At 62.2% G+C, this 20,235-nt stretch carries 19 protein-coding genes; 13 read left to right on the top strand and 6 right to left on the bottom strand.

The window, feature by feature from the left end:
• The first annotated feature begins 60 nt into the window (after positions 1-60).
• From K5Q02_RS14330 to K5Q02_RS14320, 3 genes are all read left to right on the top strand, one after another.
• Positions 61-537, top strand: a complete 477-nt coding sequence (locus K5Q02_RS14330; RefSeq protein WP_230411025.1) for a sigma-70 family RNA polymerase sigma factor — start codon at positions 61-63, stop codon at positions 535-537.
• Complete coding sequence (locus K5Q02_RS14325) at positions 534-1,445, top strand: DUF4880 domain-containing protein (protein WP_225831581.1); 912 nt, start codon at positions 534-536, stop codon at positions 1,443-1,445. Before K5Q02_RS14330 ends, K5Q02_RS14325 begins: the two co-directional genes overlap by 4 nt.
• 123 nt (positions 1,446-1,568) lie before the next feature.
• The gene (locus K5Q02_RS14320) at positions 1,569-3,944 is read left to right on the top strand and encodes a TonB-dependent siderophore receptor (RefSeq protein ID WP_225831579.1); all 2,376 of its coding nucleotides are present in this window, start codon (positions 1,569-1,571) and stop codon (positions 3,942-3,944) included.
• Between the two features lie 7 nt (positions 3,945-3,951).
• Here the strand turns inward: K5Q02_RS14320 and K5Q02_RS14315 are convergent, their stop codons facing one another.
• From K5Q02_RS14315 to K5Q02_RS14305, 3 genes are read right to left on the bottom strand one after another with little or no spacing between them, the layout of a single operon-like run.
• Positions 3,952-4,815, bottom strand: coding sequence for a rhomboid family intramembrane serine protease (locus tag K5Q02_RS14315; RefSeq protein WP_225831577.1), 864 nt, complete (start codon positions 4,813-4,815; stop codon positions 3,952-3,954).
• Complete coding sequence (locus K5Q02_RS14310) at positions 4,812-5,786, bottom strand: metallophosphoesterase (RefSeq protein ID WP_225831574.1); 975 nt, start codon at positions 5,784-5,786, stop codon at positions 4,812-4,814. The genes K5Q02_RS14315 and K5Q02_RS14310 overlap by 4 nt, the downstream gene beginning before the upstream one ends.
• On the bottom strand, positions 5,786-6,676 hold the full coding sequence (locus K5Q02_RS14305) for an NAD(+) kinase (protein ID WP_225831572.1): 891 nt from the start codon (positions 6,674-6,676) through the stop codon (positions 5,786-5,788). Before K5Q02_RS14305 ends, K5Q02_RS14310 begins: the two co-directional genes overlap by 1 nt.
• A gap of 248 nt (positions 6,677-6,924) precedes the next feature.
• Between K5Q02_RS14305 and K5Q02_RS14300 the strand changes: the two genes are divergently transcribed.
• Complete coding sequence (locus K5Q02_RS14300) at positions 6,925-7,857, top strand: DUF1853 family protein (protein WP_225831570.1); 933 nt, start codon at positions 6,925-6,927, stop codon at positions 7,855-7,857.
• Here K5Q02_RS14300 and K5Q02_RS14295 read toward each other — a convergent pair.
• The 3 genes from K5Q02_RS14295 to K5Q02_RS14285 form a co-directional block, all read right to left on the bottom strand.
• A complete protein-coding gene (locus tag K5Q02_RS14295; protein WP_225831568.1) occupies positions 7,854-8,798 on the bottom strand; it encodes a 1-aminocyclopropane-1-carboxylate deaminase/D-cysteine desulfhydrase in 945 nt (314 codons plus the stop codon). The two genes, K5Q02_RS14300 and K5Q02_RS14295, sit on opposite strands and share 4 nt — an antisense overlap.
• Before the next feature lie 43 nt (positions 8,799-8,841).
• Positions 8,842-10,131, bottom strand: a complete 1,290-nt coding sequence (locus K5Q02_RS14290; RefSeq protein ID WP_225831566.1) for a chromosome partitioning protein ParA — start codon at positions 10,129-10,131, stop codon at positions 8,842-8,844.
• 186 nt (positions 10,132-10,317) lie between these two features.
• Positions 10,318-12,354 carry an oxidoreductase gene (locus K5Q02_RS14285; protein WP_442963926.1) on the bottom strand — a complete coding sequence of 679 codons (2,037 nt, stop codon included), beginning with the start codon at positions 12,352-12,354 and terminating at the stop codon, positions 10,318-10,320.
• A 195-nt stretch (positions 12,355-12,549) separates the two neighbouring features.
• Between K5Q02_RS14285 and K5Q02_RS14280 the strand changes: the two genes are divergently transcribed.
• From K5Q02_RS14280 to K5Q02_RS14240, 9 genes are all read left to right on the top strand, one after another.
• Positions 12,550-13,611 (top strand): AraC family transcriptional regulator, encoded by a 1,062-nt coding sequence (locus tag K5Q02_RS14280; RefSeq protein ID WP_225831563.1) that lies wholly within the window; start codon positions 12,550-12,552, stop codon positions 13,609-13,611.
• Positions 13,612-13,814: 203 nt separating this feature from the next.
• Complete coding sequence (locus tag K5Q02_RS14275; protein ID WP_225831561.1) at positions 13,815-15,002, top strand: PepSY-associated TM helix domain-containing protein; 1,188 nt, start codon at positions 13,815-13,817, stop codon at positions 15,000-15,002.
• Positions 14,999-15,541, top strand: a complete 543-nt coding sequence (locus K5Q02_RS14270; RefSeq protein ID WP_225831559.1) for a thiamine pyrophosphate-binding protein — start codon at positions 14,999-15,001, stop codon at positions 15,539-15,541. The genes K5Q02_RS14275 and K5Q02_RS14270 overlap by 4 nt, the downstream gene beginning before the upstream one ends.
• Complete coding sequence (locus K5Q02_RS14265; protein ID WP_225831557.1) at positions 15,541-15,867, top strand: hypothetical protein; 327 nt, start codon at positions 15,541-15,543, stop codon at positions 15,865-15,867. Before K5Q02_RS14270 ends, K5Q02_RS14265 begins: the two co-directional genes overlap by 1 nt.
• Positions 15,864-16,430 (top strand): DUF6162 family protein, encoded by a 567-nt coding sequence (locus tag K5Q02_RS14260; RefSeq protein WP_225831554.1) that lies wholly within the window; start codon positions 15,864-15,866, stop codon positions 16,428-16,430. Before K5Q02_RS14265 ends, K5Q02_RS14260 begins: the two co-directional genes overlap by 4 nt.
• Positions 16,431-16,466: 36 nt before the next feature.
• Positions 16,467-17,399, top strand: a complete 933-nt coding sequence (locus K5Q02_RS14255; protein ID WP_225831551.1) for a metal ABC transporter substrate-binding protein — start codon at positions 16,467-16,469, stop codon at positions 17,397-17,399.
• Positions 17,396-18,151: a metal ABC transporter ATP-binding protein gene (locus K5Q02_RS14250; protein ID WP_225831549.1), complete on the top strand. Its 756-nt coding sequence runs from the start codon at positions 17,396-17,398 to the stop codon at positions 18,149-18,151. The genes K5Q02_RS14255 and K5Q02_RS14250 overlap by 4 nt, the downstream gene beginning before the upstream one ends.
• A complete protein-coding gene (locus K5Q02_RS14245; RefSeq protein ID WP_225831547.1) occupies positions 18,148-19,050 on the top strand; it encodes a metal ABC transporter permease in 903 nt (300 codons plus the stop codon). Before K5Q02_RS14250 ends, K5Q02_RS14245 begins: the two co-directional genes overlap by 4 nt.
• Entirely contained in the window at positions 19,047-19,934 is an 888-nt protein-coding gene (locus K5Q02_RS14240; RefSeq protein ID WP_225831545.1) for a metal ABC transporter solute-binding protein, Zn/Mn family, read from the top strand. The genes K5Q02_RS14245 and K5Q02_RS14240 overlap by 4 nt, the downstream gene beginning before the upstream one ends.
• The last annotated feature ends 301 nt before the right edge of the window (positions 19,935-20,235 follow it).

The raw sequence follows: 20,235 nt of genomic DNA, 5'->3' as shown, positions 1-20,235 counted from the left end.
TTTTCAATAGCAAGTGACCCCTCCAGCATGCTTCCAGCCAACTCCAGCAACCGGACGGCAATGCTTCACAACCTGTTCGGCGAGCACCATGGCTGGTTGTTCGAGCGCCTGCGCGCCCGTCTTGGCTGCCGCCACGACGCTGCAGACATGGCCGCTGAAACCTTCGCTCAGGTTGTCGCGATGCGCGATGAGCGAAAGATCCGCGAACCCCGTGCACTGCTGACCACTATCGCCAAACGTCTGGTATTCGCCAGTTGGCGACGACGCGACCTCGAACGCGCCTACCTGGCGGCACTGGCTGCCGAGCCGGAGCGCCTTGCCCCCTCCGTTGAAGATCACTACCTGTTGCTGGAAACGCTTGTCGAGATCGATCGCCTTCTCGACGGGCTTTCCAGCAAGGCTCGCGCCGCCTTTCTATACAGCCAGCTGGACGGCCTGACCTACGTGCAGATTGCAGGGGAACTGGGCGTGTCCGTCACCCGGGTGCACCAGTACATCGTTCAGGGCCTCAAGGCCTGCTACGGCGCCGAGACGTGAGCCCACTGATAGAGCAAGCCATCGAGTGGCACGCGCGGCAAAGTTCGGGCAACTTCGACGATGACGAGCGCATGCGTTTCCAGCACTGGCTGAGCGCCAACCCTGCTCACGCCGACGCCTGGAATGCTCTGCAACAGCGACTGGGTAAAACGCTAATACCCCTGAAAACTGCGCCAGCCAGACAAGCGCTGAATGCGCCGAACTTGAGCCGCCGCAACCTGCTACGCGGCACGCTGGCAATCAGCACGATGGCTGTCGGCGCTCACCTGCTCAGTAAACCTGGCATGCCGCTGAACAACTGGAACGCCGACCTTCGTACGCAAACTGCCGAGCGCCGGCGGATCGAATTGCCAAGTGCCTGGCTGACGCTCAATGCACAGAGCGCTGTCGATATCGACCTGTCCGGTGAGCGGCACCTTATCCGCTTGCATCAAGGCAGCCTGGTCATCGACACACAGGGTGCAGAGCCACGCCCAATGACTCTGGCGAGTCGTTTCGGCGACATCCAGCTGGCAGACGGACGCTGCATGCTGGAGCTGCACGATGAGTTCGCTCGCGCCTGTCTGCTGCGCGGCAACGCAAGCATTGCCGGGCGCCACCTGCTGCCAGGGCAGCAGGTGCACATGATCGCTAATGGCGTGACAGGGATGCGGCCTTTTGCGGGTGCTCCAGATGCCTGGGTCAACGGCCTCTTGCAAGCGCACGATTTGTCGCTGGATCAATTGATCGACCAACTGCGCCCCTATCACCGAGGCATGCTGCAGCTTTCCCACAATGCAGCCCATCTACGCATCTCCGGCGTATTCAACCTGGATAACAGCGCTCAGGCGCTGGCTGCGCTGGCGGATATCCTGCCGGTACGCGTCCATAGCTACCTGGGCGTGTGGACGCGTATCGAGCATGCCTAAGAGCGGCGAATTAATTTTTACCAAAGCCTGAAAAAAACTCCGACTCATCGCACATACCCGTAAAGAACCCTGGCGAAAGCGATCGCCAGGGGTGTTTCCTGCGACTCGGAGCTCTGGATCACCATGTCTCATCAGTCTTGCTTGCCGTTCTTCATCACCGCTTTCGTGATCGCTGTGCATGGCAATGCCAGCGCAGCGCAGCAGCGCCATGATTTCGCCCTGTCGGCGGCACCGCTGGCCACTACGCTGATCGAAATCGGCCAACGCAGTGGCCAGCAGATACTGTTCATCCCGGCGGACGTCGATGGCCATCAGGCCGCTCCCGTGTACGGCTCATTCAGTGCCAGCGAAGCAGTACAGCAAGCCCTGCGCGGCAGCGGCCTTGAAGTGCGAACCACCAGTAGCGGAACGCTCAGCGTGCAGCCGGCCCCACAAAACGGATTGATGACCCTCGATGCCACACGCGTCGACTCCACGATTACCAGCGAACGCATGGGTGCGCCTTTTTCCGGCTATGTCGCCCAGCGAGGCAGCTCGGCCACCAAGACCGATGCGTCGCTGCTCGAGACGCCGCAGTCGATTTCGGTCGTAACCCGCGACGAAATGAACGACCGCAAGGGCGATAATCTTTCCGACGCGCTGAAATACACCGCTGGTTTCGGCAGCCAGCCAAGTGGCTTCAGCCGTACCGCGGATGACTTCACATTGCGCGGCTTCAACGTCGGCGCGGGCACTGGCGGCATCCTGCGTGACGGCATGAAGCTGCAGGCCAACCCCTACGACGGCAGCATCGAAGCCTACGGCGTGGAACGGGTAGAAGTGCTCAAAGGCGCCTCGTCCGTGCTCTACGGGCAACTGTCGCCAGGTGGAGTGATCAACACCATCAGCAAGCGCCCGACCAGCGAACCGCTGCATGAAGTGGGTATCGAAATCGGCAACTACGACCGTCGCCAGTACACCTTCGACCTAGGCGGCCCGCTGGATGATCAGGGTCAGTTCAGCTACCGCCTGACCGGCCTGTGGCGCGACAGCAATACGCAGGTCGATCATATCGATGACGACCGCCGCTATATCGCGCCCGCCTTGACTTGGCGTCCCAACGAGGACACCTCGCTCACCGTTCTCGCCAGTCATCAGGAAACCTTCACCGGCTTCGCCCCGCCGACGGCCTACACCATGACCACCTACAGCGATACGCCGGGCTACAAGATCGGCCGCGACGACTTCGTTGGCGAACCCGGTTACGATCACTTCAACAACCGTATGGATACGCTCGGATACCTGTTTGAGCATCATTTCAACGACCATCTGCAAGTGAACCACAGCCTGCGCTACTTCCAGGCCAATACCGACTGGAACTACCTGATTCCGCAAGCCATCGTCGGCAGTCAACTACTGCGCCGCTACAGCGAACGTGACGAACGCTCCACCGGCTGGACAACCGACAACAACGTGCAATACACGCTGGACAGTGGCCGCTGGCAACACAGCTTATTGGTGGGCGTGGACTACTACCACAAGACCTACGACTCCCACCGCCATATCAGCGCTTCCCTGGCGCAACTGGCACCGCCGCTGGATCTCGCCAACCCGATCCATACCGGCTACGGCGAAAACACCGCCGCGGAAACCGGCTCCGATCTGCACAGCGCGCAGAAAGGCCTCTACCTGCAGGATCAGATCAGGTTCGACGATAAGTGGCTGCTCTTGCTCGGTGCCCGTCAGGACTGGGCGGAAAGCCGTACCACCACCTTCGCGACCGGGGCACGTGCCACCCGCAACGACAAGAAAGCCACCGGCCGTATTGGCCTGGTCTACATGGCAGATAACGGCGTGGCGCCTTACGCCAGTTACAGCCAGTCGTTTCAGCCGGCCAATGTCAGCAATCCAGCCGTTGGCAACGCCTTCGCGCCGCTGGAAGGCGAGCAGTATGAGGTCGGTGTACGCTATCAGCCCCCTGGCAGCCAGACGCTGATCAGCGCCGCCGTGTACCAGCTGACTCAGGAAAATTCGCTGAGCTTCGACGCCGCCAACGCCACATTCGTGCAATACGGGAAAACCCGCTCCAAAGGCCTGGAGCTGGAGGCAAAGACAGAGGCCAGCGATAACCTCAGCCTCACCGCGTCCTACGCCTATACCGACTCGCATGTGATCCAGGACAGCAGCGCCAGCAATGTCGGCAAACGCATCGAAGGCGTGCCTTACCACAGCGCCAGTCTGTGGGCGAGCTATCGCCTGAGCGCCCTCGGTCTGCGGCAACTGCGATTCGCGGCTGGCGCCCGCTATACCGGCACCACGCGCACCACACCAACGGTCTATGAAGGCAAGATCCCCGCCTACACGCTGTTCGATGCGCTGATCAGCTATGAAATCGACGACCACTGGGAAGTGGCCGCCAAGGCCCAGAACCTGGGCAACGAGAAGTACCTGTTCTGCAACACGACCTGTCGTTATGGCGATGAACGCAGCCTGATCGGCTCGCTAAGCTACCGCTGGTAAAAGCACATCAGCGGCGTCGCCGGGCCAGCAGACCGCCAATCAGCCCGGTGACGCACCCGGCCACCAACCCACCGACATGGGCAGCGTTGGCGATGGCGCCGAACTGCAGCAGCTCGAATACGCCGGTCATGCAGATCAACAGCCAGATCAGCATGCTCACCAGCACGCCGCGCGGCAGCTTGTAAGCAGCATTCGGGGCCAGCCACTGGAACAGCCAGCAATGCCCAAGCAGGCCGTAGAGCACGCCAGACAGGCCGCCAAACAAAGCCGGGCCGCCGTAGACATACTGCGCCACGTTGGCTGCCAGACCGAACCACAGCGTTAGCAGCAGTAGCATCACGGCGCCCTGACGCGCCTCGATGCGCCGACCCAACTCCCAGTACCACAAGCTGTTCATGGTCAGGTGCAACAGGCCGAAATGCAGCAGCATTGGCGTGAGCACGCGCCACCATTGGCCGCTGTCCATCGCTTGAGTAAAGGTGCCGAAGTAGATGTACTGACCATCGATATGGAAGTCGACAAAGCTCAGCCAACGCACCACATCGTAGTCTTCACCGCCCCAGGTCAGCAGTGCGACCAGCAGCGTCAGCGCCAGCACGATCAGCGTCAGCGGGCTGCCTTTCGCCTGGGAGAGCAGCCCGGGGCGTTCGCGCACGGCCTGGGTACGTACCGGCTGCAGATTGGGATCGCCCTGCGGCACCCGGGCATACAGCTCACGTACCTGACCCGCCGTGTGTTCGTCGGGCACCCAGAGCACTTGCTCATTGGCCTGTTCCGCCACTCGGTGGGCAACGCCCAGATTGCGCAGCAGCGCAATGAAAGGCGCCATATCCGCATCGAGCGGCACACGCAAGGCGATCACGGCGCTCATCGTGGGGCCTCTGGTTTCTCTACGTCGACCCAGACGAACTTGTGCGGATCCAGGCGGGTTTCCTGATCCAGGCGGTAAGCCACCAACTTGCCGTACATCACTGCGCTGTAGTCGATGCAGGCCAGGTTGGGGCGAATCGGCGCAGGAATGCCGCTGCGCCAGTAGTGGCCCACGAACAGCAACGGCTCTTCCGGCCCGTACTTCAACAGTTCGGTCTTCTGCATTTCATTGAGCGGCATCTGCGCCACCAACTCAGGTAAGGCATCGGGCTGGAACTCTACGTCGCCGTAGGTCTGCGGGTTGTCTTCCCAGAACTTGGTGCGAAAGAACGAGCGGGTGAAACCATCGCCACTGGTCATGCTCAGGCCATTAGGCAGGCGCATATCGGTACCACGCAGCAATCGATCGAGCACGGTGCAGGCGTAACTGCCGGGCACTGCCGAAGCCTGCAGGAAGTGTTCGTCGATGCAACCGTCCGGGAACTGCTGGCGCAGCGGCGCGATTATCCCTTCGTCCCAGCAGGCGTGCACCACACGGAAATGCCCCGCATCGAGAAACAGCGGCAGTTCGTAGAACCAGGCCAGAAAATCGCGCCACTCATCGGGGTAAGGCTCGAACTGCTTGAGGGTTTCGCCGATCAGCCGCGCATGCCTCGGGCTGTGTTCACGCACATGCTGTCGGCCACTGCCGGGCGGCGCCGGGGTCATCCAGCCGAGCGCGTTGAACTCGTGGTTACCCATGATGCACAGCGCTTCGCCAGCCCGCACCATGTCGTGTACCAGGTGCACCGCTTCGCGAATGCGCGGGCCGCGATCGATCAGGTCGCCGAGAAAGATCGCCATGCGCCGCGGGTGGCGCCAGGTGCCGTTCTGACGGCGATAACCCAGGCGTTCAAGCAGGTGCACCAAGGTATTGGCGCAACCATGGATATCTCCGATCAGGTCATAACCGCGAGACGAGTCGAGCTGCATCAGTCGCCTCCGCCGCCGAGCCGGCTACCCCATCCCAGCTTGTTTCGGCAGATCTCGTAGTAGTTGTGATCCAGCGGGTGGATCAGGCACAGCTTCTGGGATTTCTTGCGCACCGTGATGGTGTCGCCAGGGGCGCAGGTGAAGTGGTTCTGACCGTCACAGGACACCTGCGGATAAAGCTGCAGATCCTTGGAGACGACGATCTTCAACTCGCTGTTGCCATCCACCACGATGGGCCGGCTGGACAACGTGTGCGGGTACATCGGCACGATGACGATGGCGTCCAGCTTGGGATGCATGATCGGCCCGCCAGCCGACAGCGCGTAGGCGGTGGAGCCGGTCGGCGTGGCGACGATCAGGCCATCGGCCTTCTGGCTGCAGACGAACTGGCCGTCGATGTACAGCTCGAACTCGATCATTCGGTTGGACTTGCCCGGGTGCAGCACTACGTCATTGAGCGCATCGCCCTGGCCAATCGCCTCGGAATGACGGCGTACCTCGGTTTCGAGCAGAAAGCGGTTCTCAGTGAGGTAGTTGCCTTCCAGCACCTCGGCGACCTTGGACTCCAGCTCATCCGGGCGGATATCGGTAAGAAACCCCAGATTGCCGCGGTTGATGCCAAGTACCGGCACCTTGTGCCGGGCCAGGGCACGACCTGCACCAAGCATGCTGCCGTCGCCACCGACCACGATCACCAGGTCGCAGAACTCGCCCAGGTGCTTGCGGGCGGATGTCTGCAGACCATGACCGGGCAGAACCTCGGCGATGGTGTCCTCGAGAATCACGTGCAGCTGGCGTTCGAGCAAGAATTTCTTCAAGCGACGAATGGTGTCGAGCACCTGGGTGCTGCCCAGGCGGCCGATGATGCCGATATTACGAAACTGCTCCATGGGGCTCCCGCGACGCTGTGGCTCTAATGTCCCGATTATGGGTGAAAGCCCGCTTTAGGGCACCTCTAAAAACTACCTGCGTTGTCATCGCAGCGTTAAAAACAGGCTCAAAATGCTCATTTACAGCTCGTAAACTGCGCTTTTTCGCCTGTTTTTGCCTCGCGCTGACTGCCTCACCTACGTTTTTAGAGATGCCCTACGGCGGCAAACCCTCGCGCCAATCGAGCAAAAGCCCCTATGCTTTCGGCATGAATCCATTCGCCCCCCTCGTCAACCTGCCCCGTCAACTGATCCAGCCGGCGGTGCGGGATCTGGCCTGGACGCTGTTATCACCGCCCTTGCTCGCTCACACGCATAGGCAACAGCGCCATCCGTTAATCGAAAGCGCCTGGGCTGCTGAGCCAAGCCTGCTGGCGGACTGGCTGCTGCGCCAGGATCAGGATTGCGCGCCCTTGCAAACCTGGCTGTCGCGAAGCTCGGTACGCCGCTTGGGCCTCTACTATGAACGCCTCTGGCAGTTCGCTCTGCATGCTGCACCCGGCGTTGAGATATTGGCTGCCAACCTGCCAATCCGCCAGGGCGGCCACACGCTTGGCGAACTGGATCTGCTGCTGCGCGATGGCAGCGGCGTGCATCATCTGGAGTTGGCCATCAAGCTTTACCTCGGCGCACCGTCGCCTGCGCCGGCACGATGGATAGGCCCGGGCAGCCACGACCGCCTGGATCTCAAGCTCGAGCACCTCACCAGCCATCAATTGCCATTGTCGGCGCATCCCGAAGCCCGCCCTGCTCTGGATGCACTGACGGGCGAACGTACTCAGGCTGCCATGTGGATCGGCGGTTACCTGTTCTATCCCCATACGCGCACTTGCCTGCCACCAGAAGGCGCCCATCCAGCGCATCTGCGCGGTGTGTGGTTGCATCGCAGCGAGTGGCCAGGGTTTCAGGCGAAAGATGGGGACGCCCGCTGGCAACCATTGCCGCGCCACGCGTGGCTTGCGCCTGCACGCATGGCACAGGAAGAAGGCTGGTCGAGCACTCGTCTGCAAGCCTGGCTGGACGAGTTACCCGAGCACGCCGATGCCAAGTTGCTGGTCGACATGCGCCCCGACGCCAGCGGCTATTTGCATGAGCGCCAGCGCCTGTTTCTGGTAGACGACGACTGGCCCGTTCAGGGCTAGACGGTAGCGGAACCAGGCGCGAGGGCCGCTCGCCGCCCTTGCAACCCACCGGTATGCACGAAGATCAGCCGCGTGCCGGCCTTGATCGCACCATTGCCAATGGCCTCACGCAAGCTCATCAGTGCCTTGGCGGTGTAAAGCGGCTCCAGCGGTAAGCGACTCTGGATTTCGCATTGAGCCATAAAGCTCAGTAGTTCGGCATCCTGCCGTGCGAAGCCACCCCGGCATGCATCGAACAACTGGTAGCCTGCATCGGCCAGACCCGCTTGCGCCAGCAACGCCTGCACCTGCTCCGGCACACCATGATCGAACGGCACCGCCAGTGCGGCATGAACAGGCCGTCGCCCGCCTTCGCCCATCACCAACCCCGCCAGGGTGGTGCCGGTACCGGCAGCCAGCCACCAACCGTGATAATCGCTCCAGCCCAACGACGGCAATTGCGCTGCCACCAATTCGACCAGATCGGCACAGCCCTGAGCACCCGGCAACCCACCGCCACCTTCGGGCACCGTGTAGAAGTCGGGATAACGCGCCTGCCATTGCGTCCAGAAGCCCGCAAGGTGACGCTCGCGATAGCCTCCATAGCCCAGCCAATGAATCTGCATGCCGAAACGCTGCAGGTCACTGACGGTTGGCGTGTTCTGAGGGTGGCCGCGCAACAGGCCGACGGTCGCGAACGAAAAACGCTGGCCAGCGGCGGCCAACGCATGCAGGTGGTTGGAATGGGCGCCCCCCAAGCTGATGATGCCGCGAGCGCCCTGCTGCGCAGCGCTGTTCAGGTGCGGGGCGAGCTTGAACCACTTGTTACCACTGATCAGCGGATCAATCAGATCCAGCCGTAATACCGCCAACTCAACGCCCGCTAGCCAATCGAATGAGAGACGCTGCAGCGGCGCATGGGCGCGCCAGTGACTGACGGCGGCAAGGGAAAATGGGCTCATGAAAGCACACGGCGGAGCTGGCCAAAGGGCCCGGGAGTTTAACTCAGCTAACGGTACGCAGGCGGGCGGCTGCCTTGTGCAGCATGCAGCAGTTGGAATCCCCCATCACGAAGCGCCCCGGCGTTTCGACGCGCTCCACCGCTACGTCACAGCGCTGGCCGCTGGCCTGCAGGCCCTCGCAACGCGGGCGCTGATAGTGCTCCAGCCATTGGCGGTACTGGCTTTCTGACACAAAGCATTTACTCGCCGCATACCCTAGGGGGCTGGCCAAATAGCGGTCGACATCCTGCAGCGGCACGGTGAGGTGGCCGGCCCCCGGATGGAACACCACGAATACCACACCCTGCCCAGCCAAACGTTCGAGCACCTGATGGGCACCGCGCTGCGTGGCTTCTGCTTCATGGCGGCGGGCCTGCTCTTCTGCCGCAGCCTGGGTAGCGATAAGGCGCGCACGCAGTTCTTCATCGAACTGCTCACGGAGGATTTCACGTTCGGTGCGTGCATGGCGCTCTGCCGCACGCAAGCGAGCAGCCATCTCGTCGCGCTCACTCTGTTGAACGGCGAGCTGCTCGTCGAGCTGCCCCTTGAGGGTTTTGTTCAACATCTCCTGCTGGCGCACAGCCTGGTGGAGTGCCTGAATCTGCCCCTGCAGGTCGACAATTTGCGTTTTGGCCTGTGTCGATAGAGCCGCGAGCTCGGCCTGATGCTCCTGCCCCAAACTGGCAAGGCGCTCACGCTGCTGCTTGACCAGCTGCGCGGCCTTCTGCCGATAGTCGCGAGACAGCCTCTCGGCAAGCTTCTCGGCCAGTTCCCGGGACGAGTCGGCGGCGTACCATTGATCCTCAGAGGCCACCTGCAAACGTGCCGGAGAAACACTACTGGTCTCCTCCTCGCGAAGCAGGATGCCAAGGCTGTTGATCTTGACGGTGTCGCGCAGCAAGGCCAGGTCGTTGTTGCCTGCAGTCAGGCTGGGATCCCAGAGGTGCATCTGATGCCAGGACACCGGGCACTGGCTGCGGCAAGCAAGACGAATCGGCCCGCCACCCAGATCAGGGCCACGGCCGGCACGCTCGGCCAATTGCTGCAGCGGAATGTTCCAGCCGCTGTCGGGCGCGCCGCTTTCGTCGAAGTCCAGATAGAAAAATACAGCCGAGCGAATCTGCAGACGTGCATTGATCGTCACGTAGACGACACGAATCTGCTGGTCAGCGAAAACCGGCATCTTCACCAAACCATCGAGCAGCGTTTCGAACTCGGTGTAGAACATCTGCTTACTGATGCTGCCGTCATCAGCGAAAAACATCACGGCCTCAATCAGTTGCGGCTTGCTCATCGATGTTCTCCAGACAAATGACCGTTCTCGGTTGCACATGAGCTGCAGCGGTAAAATCTGCAGCTCAGCAAGTCTAGGCGAGAACGCGCCATCCACTGTGTGACACGGTTGGCAGTCACTCAGCCGCAGGACGAACGGCTAAGCCAAACTGTGACCTGCTCGGTAGAGCCTCCCGAAAGCAGCGCCTCAGAGAGCAGCGGCCAGACGCGAACCCTGATCGATGGCGCGCTTGGCATCCAGCTCGGCGGCCACATCTGCACCGCCGATCAGGTGCACCGCCTGCCCGGCAGCCACGAGTTCATCCTGCAGTTCGCGCAGCGGATCCTGCCCGGCGCAGAGAATCACCGTATCCACCGGCAACAGCTGCGGTTCGCCATCGGCGATGCGAATGTGCAGGCCCTCGTCGTCGACTTTCAGGTACTCGACGGCATTGAGCATCTGCACCCGCTTGTTCTTCAGCCCGGCACGATGGATCCAGCCGGTGGTCTTGCCGAGGCCGTCACCGACCTTGCTCTTCTTGCGCTGCAGCAGAAATACCTGGCGCGCGGCGGGCTCGATCTCGGCCTGAACACCGGCGACGCCACCACGGGCCTGCAGGGCCGGGTCGATGCCCCACTCCTTCCAGAATGCATCACGATCCAGGCTGGTGGCCGCGCCCGCGTGGGTGATGAACTCGCTGACATCGAAGCCGATGCCGCCGGCCCCGATCACCGCGACCGTCTGGCCGACCGGCTGACGTTGCAGGATGGCGTCCAGATAGCTGATCACCTTGGCGTGGCCGATGCCGTCAATCGCCGGAGTACGCGGCACGATACCGGTGGCCAGGATGACCTCGTCGAAGCCGGCAGCCAGCAGATCACCCGCAGTTACCCGGGTATTCAGGCGCAGGTCGACGCCGGTGGTTTCCAGCTTGCGCTTGAAGTAGCGCAGGGTTTCGAAGAACTCCTCCTTGCCCGGCACTCGCTTGGCGACGTTGAACTGGCCACCGATTTCCCCCGCCGCATCGAACAGGGTAACGCGATGACCACGCTCAGCCGCCACCGTGGCAGCAGCCAGACCGGCAGGGCCGGCACCAACCACGGCAATCGACTTCACCGCTGCGGTCGGCAGGTAATTCAGCTCGGTTTCGTGACAGGCGCGCGGATTGACCAGGCAGCTGGTCAGCTTGCCGCCGAAGGTATGGTCGAGGCACGCCTGGTTGCAGCCGATGCAGGTATTGATTTCGTCGCCACGCCCCGCCGCCGCCTTGTTGACGAACTCGGGGTCGGCGAGAAACGGCCGAGCCATGGACACCATATCGGCATCGCCCTCGGCCAGCACCCGCTCGGCCACTTCCGGGGTGTTGATGCGGTTGGTGGTGATCAGCGGAATCTTCACCTCGCCGCGCAGCTTGGCGGTGACCTTGGTGAACGCTGCCCGCGGCACCTTGGTGGCGATAGTTGGAATGCGCGCTTCGTGCCAGCCGATGCCGGTGTTTATCAGGGTCGCCCCCGCTGCCTCGATGGCCTTGGCGAGCACGACCACTTCCTGCCAGTCGCTGCCGCCTTCCACCAGGTCGAGCATCGACAACCGGTAGATGATGATGAAGTCGCTGCCGACCGCCTCGCGCACCCGTCGCACGATCTCCACCGCCAGGCGCATGCGGTTTTCGAAGCTGCCGCCCCAGCGGTCGGTGCGCTGGTTGGTGTGGGAAGCGAGGAACTGATTGATGAAGTACCCCTCGGAACCCATGATCTCGACACCGTCGTAACCGGCCTGGCGCGCCAGTACCGCGCAGTTGACGAAATCGGCGATCTGCTTCTCGATGCCTTCTTCGTCCAGCTCCCGTGGCTTGAACGGGTTGATCGGCGCCTGAATGGCGCTCGGCGCAACCTGCTTGGGGCTGTAGGCGTAACGGCCAGCGTGGAGAATCTGCATGCAGATCAGACCGTCGGCGGCATGCACCGCCGCGGTGACGATGCGATGCTTCTCGGCTTCTTCGACGGTGCTCAGCTTGGCCGCGCCAGCGTATACCCCGCCCTCCTCGTTCGGCGCGATGCCGCCGGTGACCATCAGGCCGACACCACCGCGAGCCCGCTCGGCGAAATAGGCCGCCATGCGCTCGAAACCGCCGGGTTTCTCCTCCAGCCCAGTGTGCATGGAGCCCATCAGGGTACGGTTCTTCAGGGTGACGAAACCCAGATCCAGCGGAGCGAGCAAATGTGGGTAAGCGGTCATGGTCATGCATCCATCGGCGGTGATCACGGGATGCCGCGGCCTCTGTGGGCAACGGTCGATATGGGGCAGACGATAGTGAAGCCACGCCGCTGCCTCAATGATCATGAATGACAACTTACTGATCCTGAGTGACAGTGAAGCTGGCGAGCTATCGCGGGTCGAGCTAATCTGCCTGCCCGTCCACGAGCATTGACCAAGCCCATGAACCCTGCACGCATCCGCCTGGGCGATCTCTCCGTCGGCTTTCTCTACAGCCTGGCCGATGCCGTGCGCCACCTCGGGCATGAACCGCGACCCTTGCTGGAACACTACGGATTCGATGCCCCGCGCCTGGCCGAACCCCAGGCCAGGCTGTCGATTCCGCGCTACATGCACCTGGGCCACAGCGCCATCGAACTTACTGGCGAACCGGCGCTGGGTCTGCTGATGGGCCGTTTCGCCCGCCTGCAGCAGTTGGGCCTTGCCGGAATTACCGCCGCCCAGGCGCCAACGGTGCGTGAGGCGGCGCGCACGTTGACCCGCTTCGAGCCGCTGTATGCCTCCAACTACCGTGGCCGCTCGAGCCTTCAGGAGGACAGCCGTGGTGCCTGGCTGCGCTTTCACTCGATTGGCCCCTACAACGCCTACAACCGCTTCGTGGTCGACTCGGTACTGGCGGGCTGGCTGTATCAACTGAGCACGCTCGCCGACACCGAGCTGAGAACCGAGGCGCTGCATCTGGAGTTTTCTCCGCCCGACTACGCACAGCGCTATCAAGCTGAACTCGCCTGCCCGCCCACCTTCGATGCTGCCTTCAACGGCCTGCGCCTCGACCAGCAGACATTGAACCTGCGCAACCCGCAGCACTGCCCCGGCACCTGGCAGGAATTGCTGCAACTCTGTGAGCAGGAACTCCAGCGCCTGACCCGCACCCACAGCCTGCGTGAACGGGTCAGCCAACTGCTCGGGCCACGTCTGCACGGCTGCGAACCAGACATGGAGGAGATCGCCCGACAGCTGCAGCTACCGACTTGGACGCTGCGCCGACGTCTGGCCGATGAAGGCACGCGCTTCAGTACCATCGTCAATGAAACTCGCCGCGATTTGGCCATTGCCTATGTACGCGACACCGAACTGTCGTTCGGCGAGATCGCCTATCTGCTTGGTTTCTCCTCGGCGGAGCCCTTCCAGCGCGCATTCAAGCGGTGGCTGCAGCAGACACCGGGTGAGTTGCGTCGGGCGTGTCGAAAAGGCAGCATCAGTACATCTGAATCTATGAAATAATTATTTTCATTTGCGGCTGCGGGTTTTACGCTTCTCATCCGTCTTAATAAGTAACCTACACACAAGAGCGCGATAGCAACGCTCACCATCGGGTTTCCACCCTCGCAGGCCGTAAGGCAGGCGGGGTTTCGTCCGTTAATAAAAGTGCCTTTTTTCGCTGCTCCGCCCAGCGACTCCCGGCCTTTTCACAAGACTGATATTCCATGTCCAAGAAGTCGCGTTCAAAAATCTGGTTTCTCGTCCACAGCTGGCTCGCGCTGCCCATCTGGTTCTTTGTGCTGATCGTCTGCGTTACCGGCACCCTGGCCGTGGTCAGCCAGGAAATCGTCTGGCTGGCCAACCCCGACGTGCGCGCCACCAAACCTTCGGACGACGCAGAATTGCTGACCTTCGGCCAGGTGCTGGCGGCGATCAACAAGGCCGAGCCGCAGACCATCGTGCAGTCCATCAGCCGGCCGGACGAGTCCCACTTCGCGCTTACCGCCAGGGTCGCCTACCCGGATGGCAGCACGCCGACGCTGTACGTCAACCCGTATACCGGGGACATCCAGGGCGTCAGCCCGCAGTTCGACTTCCGCCAGTTCACCCGCGCCCTGCACGGCTGGTGGCTGGTGCCCTTCACCAATGGTTTCAGCTGGGGCTGGTACCTGGTGTCGATGATGGGCATCCCCATGCTGCTGTCGCTGATCACCGGCCTGGTGGTCTACAAGAAATTCTGGAAAGGCTTCTTCAAACCGCGCCTGCGCTTCAACCAGGGTGCACGGATTTTCTGGGGCGACTTCCACCGCCTGAGCGGCATCTGGTCGATCTGGTTCATCGCTGTGGTGTCGATCACCGGTATCTGGTTTCTGATTCAGGCAATCCTGTTCGACAATCAGATTTCCATCTCGACCGAGGGCGTACCTGCCATCGTGGCACGTGAAGACGTGCCCATCGTCAGGCCCGGCGAGCCGATCCCAATGATCGGTCTGGACGAAGCCGCGCAGATTGCCATCAGTAAGGTACCGAGCCTGGACGTGAGCTTCACCCGCCTGCCCAGCAATGCCTACGACCACATTTCCGTGAGCGGTCGCGGCTGGTACCCGCTGATGTTCCAGAGCGCCTCCATCAACCCTTATACAGGCGAAGTGGCGCAACAGCGCCTGCTGGAAGATCGCTCCAAACTGGAGTTCGTCACCGAATCCATGCGCCCGCTGCACACCGGCGACTTCGGCGGCATCTGGATCAAGATGATCTGGTTCTTCTTCGGCCTGATGCTCAGCATGATGGTACTTAGCGGCCTGCTGATCTGGACCAAGCGCACCGCCCAGGCCACCGCCAAGGTGATCAAGCGTCCGGCCCGTAGCCGCACAGCCGATAGCAGCAGCGACAATACGGAGGTCAAGGCATGAGCAAGGCCGTTGCCGCACAACCCGCCTCTCCCCTGAGCCGTATCTGGTACAAGTGGCGCTTCCACATCAACATCCTGCTGGTGCTCATCCCGCTGGGATTCATGCCCAAGTACTTCGCCGATGTGGCGCTGTTCACCGGCACCAGCGGCCTGGGCGAACGCATGATCGGTGAAGTGGCGGTGGGCCCCTGGTCGATCCGTCTGGCCGAGTTCCGCGCCGGGCCACCGGAGCTCGATGGCCCAGCCGGCTACATGAAAGCCTTCAATGGTGCGCTGTGCGCCGAATGCGCCAGCCAGGTCAAGGCCACCTACCTGCGCATCGGCAAACCACGCAGCCTGCGCGCTGCCGGTGGCATATTCTTCGGTAGCGCTCACCGCATGGGGGCCACTGTGCCATTGCCAGCCCGCACCAAGCCCGACGCCGAACTGTGGATCACCATGGAAGGCTGGGATGGCTCCATGCACCAAGCCGCCGTGCCGCTCGAGCAGGCGTCCCCGTCCACCGTCGCCTGGCTGAAGAAACAACAAGGAGGCAAATAATGATCAACTCTAAATCCCTACGTCTGGCCGCAGGCGTCGCTCTGCTGTCGCTCAGCGGTGTAGCCCTGGCGCACAACCCGATGTGCCAGTGCGAAGACATCGACGCCGAACACATCCGCTGTACCGGTGGTTTTTCCGATGGCAGCGGTGCTGCCGGCGTGACCCTGGACGTGATCAGTTACGACGAGAGCATCCTGGTGCCCGGCAAGCTGGCCGAAGACTCGACCATCACCTTCAAACGCCCCGAAGGCGAGTTCTACGTGTTGTTCGATGCGGGCCCCGGCCATATCGTGGAAATCGACCACACAGAAATCGAGGCCCCATGACGGTTCAGGTCGTACGCCCCGCAGGTGCCGGTCATGAAACCCTCTACGTACTGCTGCTGTGCCTGGCCATCCTGCTGGCCGCCGGTTCGGTAGTGGCCTGGCATGGCGAGACGGAAAGCGAAACCAGCATCGAGAGCCATCAGATCGATGCCCGCCGTGATCTCACCGCCGCCGAACAGGGCATCTACGCCGACCTGCGCGTAGCCGCTGACGAGATCCGCATCCGCCGTGACGAAGAGCAGACGCTGCTGAGCCCCGCAGAGCTGGCCGACGAAGGCTTTCCGCCGTTCGCCGCCGATGCCAGCGCGACCAGCCGTGGCAGCCACCAGTGGCAATTGCTGCCCGGTGACGAGGCAGCCTATTTCGGTGCCAGCCAAGCCTTGGACGTAGCCGGTTCGATGCTCATGTTGGTCGACGCCGAGCATGAGCAGGCCGACGTCTGGCTCAACCGCACAAACGCCAGTGCGCCCTCCAGCCTCGACGCGCAAAGCCTGATCGCTGCCGGCTGGCAGCAGATCGCCTCCCAGTACGACGCAGGTGTGACCCGGCAACATCGCCACTGATCACCTCCGATTCACCCGACAGAAGACCGCCCGCCAATGCCCATTTTTCGCCTCTCCCGCGCACGTCCCCTGCTGTCACGCCTGACCATCGGCCTGTCCGCCCTGCTGTTGCTCGGTGCTGCCAGCGCCGCTGATGCCAAGCTGCGTATCGGCATCACCCTGCACCCCTATTACAGCTACGTGAGCAACATCGTCGGCGACAAGGCCGAAGTGGTGCCGCTGATTCCGGCCGGTTTCAACCCCCATGCCTACGAGCCACGCTCGGAAGACATCAAGCGTATCGGCTCGCTGGACGTAGTGGTGCTCAACGGCGTCGGCCATGACGACTTTGCCGACCGCATGATCGCCGCCAGCGAGAAACCGGATATCGAGGTCATCGAAGCCAACGCCAACGTACCGCTGCTGGCTGCCACCGGCATCGCCGCACGGGGCGCCGGCAAGGTGGTCAACCCGCACACCTTCCTGTCGATCAGCGCCTCCATCGCGCAGATCAACAATATTGCCCGTGAGCTGGGCAAGCTCGATCCGGACAATGCCAAGACCTACACGCAGAACGCCCGCGCCTACGGCAAACGCCTGCGCCAGCTGCGCGCCGATGCCCTCGCCCAGTTGACCGAGGCACCGAACGCCGACCTGCGTGTGGCCACCGTGCACGCGGCCTACGACTACCTGCTGCGCGAGTTCGGCCTGGAAGTCACCGCGGTGGTGGAACCGGCCCACGGCATCGAGCCGAGCCCGAGCCAGTTGAAGAAGACCATCGACCAGCTGCGTGAGCTGGACGTGAAAGTGATCTTCTCCGAGCTGGACTTCCCGTCCACCTATGTCGACACCATCCAGCGCGAGTCGGGCGTCAAGCTTTACCCGCTGTCGCACATTTCCTACGGCGAATACAGCGCCGAGAAGTACGAGAAGGAAATGACCAACAACATGAACACTGTGGTGCGCGCTATTCAGGACGCCGGTAAATGACCGTGGCTGAAAACCTGAGCGTGACCGCTATCGGCCCGACCATCGACTTCGAGCAGGTCAGCCTGGTGCTGGGCCGCACGAAAATCCTCGAGAATGTCAGTTTTCAGGTCAAGCCAGGCAGTGTGCATGCGTTGGTCGGCCCCAACGGCGGCGGCAAGAGCTCACTGATCAAGACCCTGCTCGGCCAGATGCCCCACCAGGGCAAACTCAGCCTGGAGTGGCCAGGCGCCGTCGGCACCATCGGCTACGTGCCTCAAGCCCTGGAATTCGACCGTGGCCTGCCAATGACCGTGGACGACTTCATGGCTGCCATGTGCCAGCGCCGCCCGGCCTTTCTCGGCCTGTCGAAACACTACGCCAAGGACATCAATGAGGCCCTGGAGCGGGTTGGCATGCTGGAAAAGCGCAAGCGACGCATGGGCGCCTTGTCTGGTGGTGAGCGCCAGCGCGTGCTGCTGGCCCAGGGGCTGATCCCAGCGCCGCAACTGCTGGTACTCGACGAGCCGATGTCGGCACTGGACGAAGCCGGCATTCAGGTCTTCGAACGCCTGCTCGGTGATTGGCGCCGCGCCGGCATCAGCGTCCTGTGGATCGAGCACGACCTGGAAGCGGTCAAGCGCCTGGCCGATCGCGTCACGGGGCTTAGCCGCCGTGTGCTGTTCGACGCACCGCCCGCTGAAGCCTTGACCCCAGAGCGCCTGCTCAGCCTGTTCTCCACCCATGTACGCGCTGCGGAGACCTCGCCGTTATGATCGACTACGAACAGTTCCGCATGATGATTCAAGGCTGGGCGTCCGCCGGCTATCTACCTGAAGCACTGGTCTATGGTTTCGTCATCAACGCGCTGCTCGCCGGCTTGCTGATCGGCCCGGTACTGGGCGGCCTCGGCACCCTGGTGGTGGTCAAGCGTTTCGCCTTCTTCTCCGAAGCGGTCGGCCACGCAGCACTCACCGGTGTGGCCATCGGCATCCTGCTCGGCGAGCCCTACACCGGCCCTTACGGCGCCCTGTTCGGCTACGCCCTGCTGTTCGGTATCCTGCTCAACTACCTGCGCAATCGCACCGGCCTGGCCCCGGACACCCTGATCGGCGTGTTCCTTTCCGTGTCCCTGGCCATGGGCGCCAGCCTGCTGCTGATTCTCGCCGGGCGCATCAACGTGCACATTCTCGAGAACGTGCTGTTCGGTTCAGTACTGACGGTCAATGGCACCGACCTGCTGGTTCTGCTGGTGGTCGGCTCGCTGGTCATGGCCCTGGCGTTGCCGCTGTACAACCGCATCATGCTGGCCAGCTTCAACCCGCAACTGGCGGCCGTGCGCGGCGTGGCCGTGAAGACCCTGGATTACCTGTTCGTGATCCTGGTGACGCTGATTACCGTGGCTGCGGTCAAGGTGATCGGCGCCATTCTGGTCGGTGCCCTGCTGGTCATTCCGGCTGCAGCGGCGCGACTCCTCAGCCAGTCACTGAAAGGTTTTTTCTGGCTCTCGGTGCTGATCGCTACTGTCAGTACACTGCTCGGCATCCTCATGCCCATCTTGCTGGATCTGCCGATCCCCTCCGGCGCTGCGATCATCATGATCGCCGGCATCGCCTTCGCCCTCGCCGCCATCGCGCGCGGCGTCGTACCAAGCTTGAAAGGGAACCTGGGATGACCCATCGACTCCATCAATTCGGCCTCGCCCTGATCCTCAGCCTGCCCGGCCTCGCCCTGGCCAAGGACGTCAGCGTTCTGGTCTCGCAACCCATCACCTTCGGTCTTGCCAGCGATCTGCTGGAAGGCACCGCCGTGCGCATCGAACGCGCCGCCCCCGCTAACCTTCCGGCCAGCCGCCAGGTGTCGTATTTCGCTGGCCGTGGCGCTGCTGCGCTGCACAAGGTCGCAGCGGATGCCGACGCAGCCATTGGCCTGCGCTCGCAGTGGTCGGAAGACCCGCTCTACCCTATGGCCCGGCGCAGCAATATCCGCATCGTCGAAATCGACGCGGCGCGTCCGGTGGACGGTGCTCTGCCCGGCATCGCTACCCAGGCCGAAAGCGCGGACGACAACGACCTGGCCGGCCATCCGTGGCTGGCAATCAATAATATGGGGCGCATGGCCGACGTGATGGCTGCCGACCTGGTACGCCTGGCACCCGATGCCAAAGCCAAGGTCGAGCAGAACCTGGCCACCATCAAGCAGCGGCTGCTCAAGCTCAACGCCCACAGCGAGGCCGAACTGGCCAAGGCCGACAACCTGTCGGTCTACAGCCTGACCAATCGCCTGGATTATCTGGTCAGTGGCCTCAATCTGGATCTGGTCAGCAGCGACAGCCGTGACGACCGCGAATGGGATGCCGAGTCCTTGAAAGCGCTGACCACCGCATTGAAGGACGATGACGTGGCATTGGTGCTGCATCACCGCAAACCGGCCCAACCGGTAGCAGACGCCGTCAAAGCCGCCGGCGTTCCATTGCTGGTGCTGGAAACCGAAAGCGACGATCCGCTGGCTGAGCTGGAAGGTAACGTCGAGAGCCTGGTGAAAGCCCTGACGCAGTGACAACTTGTCGAAAGCGGCAGCGCTAAAACAGTGCAGCAACGAAAAGGCCCGATGCATACGCATCGGGCCTTTTCTTTTGATTCTGGCAAATGGGCTGTACGGATTGCCGTTCAAGTACCCATCTTGCCGCAAGCGAATATTTACAGCTCGGTTGCATCTTCAGCGAACTCGGGCACGTCCTGTTCCAGGGCGCGGGACTCGAGCAACTCTTCCTGATAATCATCCATCTCTCTTCTCCTTTCTTTTCTCTTTGGTCTCGCAGCGAGTCTATGAAATTTGCGTGACTATCCTGTGACACAGA

Origin of the sequence: Pseudomonas sp. MM211 (assembly GCF_020386635.1) — a bacterium.
Lineage (GTDB): Bacteria > Pseudomonadota > Gammaproteobacteria > Pseudomonadales > Pseudomonadaceae > Aquipseudomonas.
Note: the sequence above shows the minus strand (reverse complement) of the source record. Positions and strands in the feature narration are given on the sequence as shown.